The sequence below is a fragment of the Gemmatimonas sp. genome (assembly GCF_041689975.1).
Taxonomy (GTDB): Bacteria; Gemmatimonadota; Gemmatimonadetes; order Gemmatimonadales; family Gemmatimonadaceae; genus Gemmatimonas.
On the sequence record NZ_JBDNFF010000332.1, the window covers coordinates 1 to 3487 of the forward strand.

Annotated in this window: 3 protein-coding genes; 2 read left to right on the forward strand and 1 reads right to left on the reverse strand. The window is 64.4% G+C overall.

Features of this window, described 5'->3' with window-relative positions; translation table 11 throughout:
• A partial coding sequence (locus tag ACESNG_RS19700; RefSeq protein WP_373070498.1) for an ROK family protein occupies nt 1–125 on the reverse strand: 125 nt, incomplete at its 3' end.
• Nucleotides 126–377: 252 nt separating this feature from the next.
• Here ACESNG_RS19700 and ACESNG_RS19705 point away from each other — a divergent pair.
• Together ACESNG_RS19705 and ACESNG_RS19710 are read left to right on the forward strand one after the other, a co-directional pair.
• Nucleotides 378–1409 carry an IS630 family transposase gene (locus ACESNG_RS19705; RefSeq protein WP_373070494.1) on the forward strand — a complete coding sequence of 344 codons (1032 nt, stop codon included), beginning with the start codon at nt 378–380 and terminating at the stop codon, nt 1407–1409.
• Between the two features lie 51 nt (nt 1410–1460).
• Nucleotides 1461–3487, forward strand: a 2027-nt coding sequence (locus tag ACESNG_RS19710; RefSeq protein WP_373070496.1) for an ATP-binding protein, incomplete at its 3' end; no start/stop codon positions are given.

The window sequence follows — 3487 nt, forward strand, 5'->3', positions numbered from 1 at the left end:
AGCGCGACGATCGTGTCCGTATACGCACGGGGGGTCACGACACGCAGGCGCGCGAGCTCACGACCTGTGGCGTCGAGCGCGATGGCTTCTATCTTGGTACCGCCCAGGTCGATCCCGATCTGCATGGGGGAAATTGTCGTCTCTGAGCGCTGCGCGCACCAGCGGTCGGCGGCAATTTACCGGCTGGATGCGCACGGATGCGCACGGCTGCGCACTGGTCGGCACTGGTCACTTCACGTAAGCTCCAGCTATGCCGTCTTCCGCTCACAGCACGATCGATCTCGACACCACTCCGATCGGTGAAGTCTTACTCAGCCGTCAGTAAGTTAGAATACAATTAGCTCGACGGTTTGTGGTGGTCGTGCGTATCGAAAGATATGAAGACACGCGATGGACGGACGTTGGATCATGCGACGTTGGCGGAGATGCGGCGCTTGGCGGCCGAACGCATGCGTGCCGGCGAGCGCCCTGCGGCGGTGGCGGCGTCGTTCGGCCTGCAACGCGCGTGGGCGTACCGCGTGCAGGCGGCCGCGCGCGGAAAGCCGCTCACGGTGTTACGCGCGCGCAAAGCCACGGGGCGGCCGCGCACGTTGACGTCTGCTGAAGAACGGCAGGTCTTTCGGTGGGTGCATGGGAAATCGCCGTGGCAATACGGGTTCGATTTCGGATGGTGGACGCGCACGCTCGTCCAAGCCTTGATTGCGGATCGCTTCGCGGTGGCGCTCTCGCTCGCGTCGATTGGCGCACTCTTGGCGCGCGTCGGCCTGACGGTGCAAAAGCCCCTGCAGCGCGCGTATCAGCGGGATCCGGTCGCCATCGCGCGCTGGCAGCGTGAGACGTATCCCGCCCTCGTCAAACAGGCGCGGAAGGCGCGCGCGGACATCGCGTTCTGGGACGCATCCGGCTTCCGCGCCGACGCCGTCCATGGGACGACGTGGAGTGCGCGCGGCAAGACGCCCGTGGTGCATCGCCCCGGCCAACGGCAAAGCATCAGTGCGGCGTCCGCCGTCAGCAGCCACGGTGCGTTCTGGTTTCGGACGTACAAGGGTGGATTGAATGGCGCGCTCTTTGTCACGCTGCTCAAGCAATTGTTGCGCGGTCGCAAGCGGCCGCTGCATCTCATGCTCGATCGTCTCCCCGCACGCCAGACGAAGCTCGCCGCGGACTATGTCGCCACGACCAAGGGCCGCCTGACGCTGCATTTTCTTCCCGGCTACGCGCCCGATCTGAACCCCGATGAACTGGTCTGGAGTCATGCCAAACGGACGGGGACCTCGCGGCGTCCGCTCCAACAGGGCGAACAACTCGAAGCGCGCGTGCATGAACAGCTGGCCGCGATGCAGAAAGACAAACCCTTGATTCGCTCATTCTTTCAACACCCAAGTGTATCATATATTACTGACTGCTGAGTAGGATCGACGGGCGAGCATTTGGCCGCTGCGGCGACGCTGCGCGAGTCGATGACCAGCCCACGGTCAAGGCGAGGATCGTATGCACTGGGTGCGTTGGCAGCGCTGAGCGGCGCCGCGATGGTGTTGATCGTCTATTACCAGTCTGGCATCCTTTTCCCCGTCCTCGCTAGCTTTACCATTCTGCCGCTGGTGCCCGGTGGGCTGGGACCCATGTTGCTGGCGGGGTGGGGCGCTGCCACGCTGACGTTACTTGACGCCGAGTACACGCAGGCGATCATGCGGAGCGCCGATGCATACCGTTTGGTCGCGTACTACGTCTTGACGTCAGTCTGTGCGGTGTACGGGGGCCGGCTGCGCACCCGCAAGCTGCGCACACTCGAGCGCGAATCGCGACTTGCCGGCGCCCTTGCGCGCGTGCAGGAGCTACACGCGGCGACGCAGGAGTTCCAGGCGCAGCAGCGTGCCGAGCGCGACCTGCTAGAGGGCATCCTGGCGACCAGCATTGCTGGCGTGATCGTGGTGGACGTTCTCGGGGCGATCATCTTCGCGAACGCACGCGCGGTAGAAGTGCTCGGTCTGCGGGTGAGCGAGGCGCCGGGGCGCCGCTTCGATGCCGCCGAGTGGCACCATACTGATCTTGACGGCGGGCCGTTCCCGGATGATCACCAACCGTTCGCGCAGGTGTTGCGCAGCGGCGAGCCGGTGTGCGACCTGCGTCACGGTATCGAGTGGCCCGATGGGCGTCGTAAGCTGCTGTCCGTCAACGGCGCGCCACTGATCGAGGCTCACGGCAACATCGAAGCCGTTGTCTTCGGTGTCACCGACATCACCGATGTCATCGCGGCTGAACGCGAGCTTCGCGCGCGCGATGAGCGACTCGATCAGATCACGTCGGTGATGCCGGGTATCGTGTCCCAGTATTCCCGCACGGCTGACGGTGAAGAATCGTTTCCGTATATCAGTGAGGTCGCCGGGGAGTCGGTTGATGCCGACCTGTCGTCGATCATGCGGTCGCCCGCGGTGGCATTGAGTCGCGTTCATCCCGACGATATTCTCAGCATGCTCGCGTCAATCGATCGATCGCAGCGCGACCTCACGAAGTGGGCGCATGATTTCCGATTCAGTGATCAGGAGAAGGAAGGGCACTGGCGCTGGCTGAGTGGTCAGGCGCTTCCGCAGCGCATGGCGGATGGCGCAACGATCTGGAACGGTGTGTTCGTCGACGTGTCCGACCGCCGTCGACTGGAGGATGAGTTGCGTCAGGTGCAGCGCATCGAGAGTGTCGGTCAACTTGCCGGTGGGATTGCGCACGACTTCAACAACGTGCTGACCACGATCATCGGCGAAGCGAGCCTGCTGGCGTTCGATGCGGAACCGAGTGGCGACGTCGCGATCAGTGCGGGGCAGATTCGCGCGGCCGCCGAATCCGGTGCGGCGCTCAGTCGGCAGTTGCTGGGCTTTGCGCGCCGCCACGTGATGGCCCCGCGAACCGTTGAAGTCACCGCGATCATCGAGCGCGCCGTTCCACTCGTTCGTCGACTCCTGCGCGAGCGGATCTGTCTTCATCTCGACATCGCCGGCAGCGCTGGCTGCGTGCGTGTGGACCCGGCGCTGTTCGATCAGGTGCTGATGAATCTCGCGGTGAATGCGAGCGATGCCATGCCGGACGGCGGTGTGCTCCTGATTCGGTGCGGTGTCCGTGCTGGTGACGACGAGACGCTGATGCTGTTGAACGCGCCGGTTGGCGCGATCGTGGTGTTCGAGATCAGCGATACCGGCGCGGGCATGACAGAAGAAACGCGCAACCGGGCATTGGAGCCGTTCTTCACGACCAAGGACGCTGGCAAAGGCTCTGGCCTCGGCCTTGCCACGAGCTATGGCATCGTGACCCAGGCGGGTGGCACGATGTCGATCCGTTCAGAGGTGCGGCAGGGCACCGTGGTAACGATCGTGCTTCCCGCGGCTGAAGGCGCGGCCGATGTCGCCGTGATACCGGAAGCGCCGGCCGCCGACGGCCATGAAACACTGATGGTGGTCGACGATGACGAGCCCGTGCGACGCGTCACGGCGGCGAC

Coding starts and splice junctions, on each gene's coding strand:
- ACESNG_RS19705 (WP_373070494.1), top strand. CDS start 378: ATGAAGACACGCGATGGACGGACGTTGGATCATGCGACGTTGGCGGAG.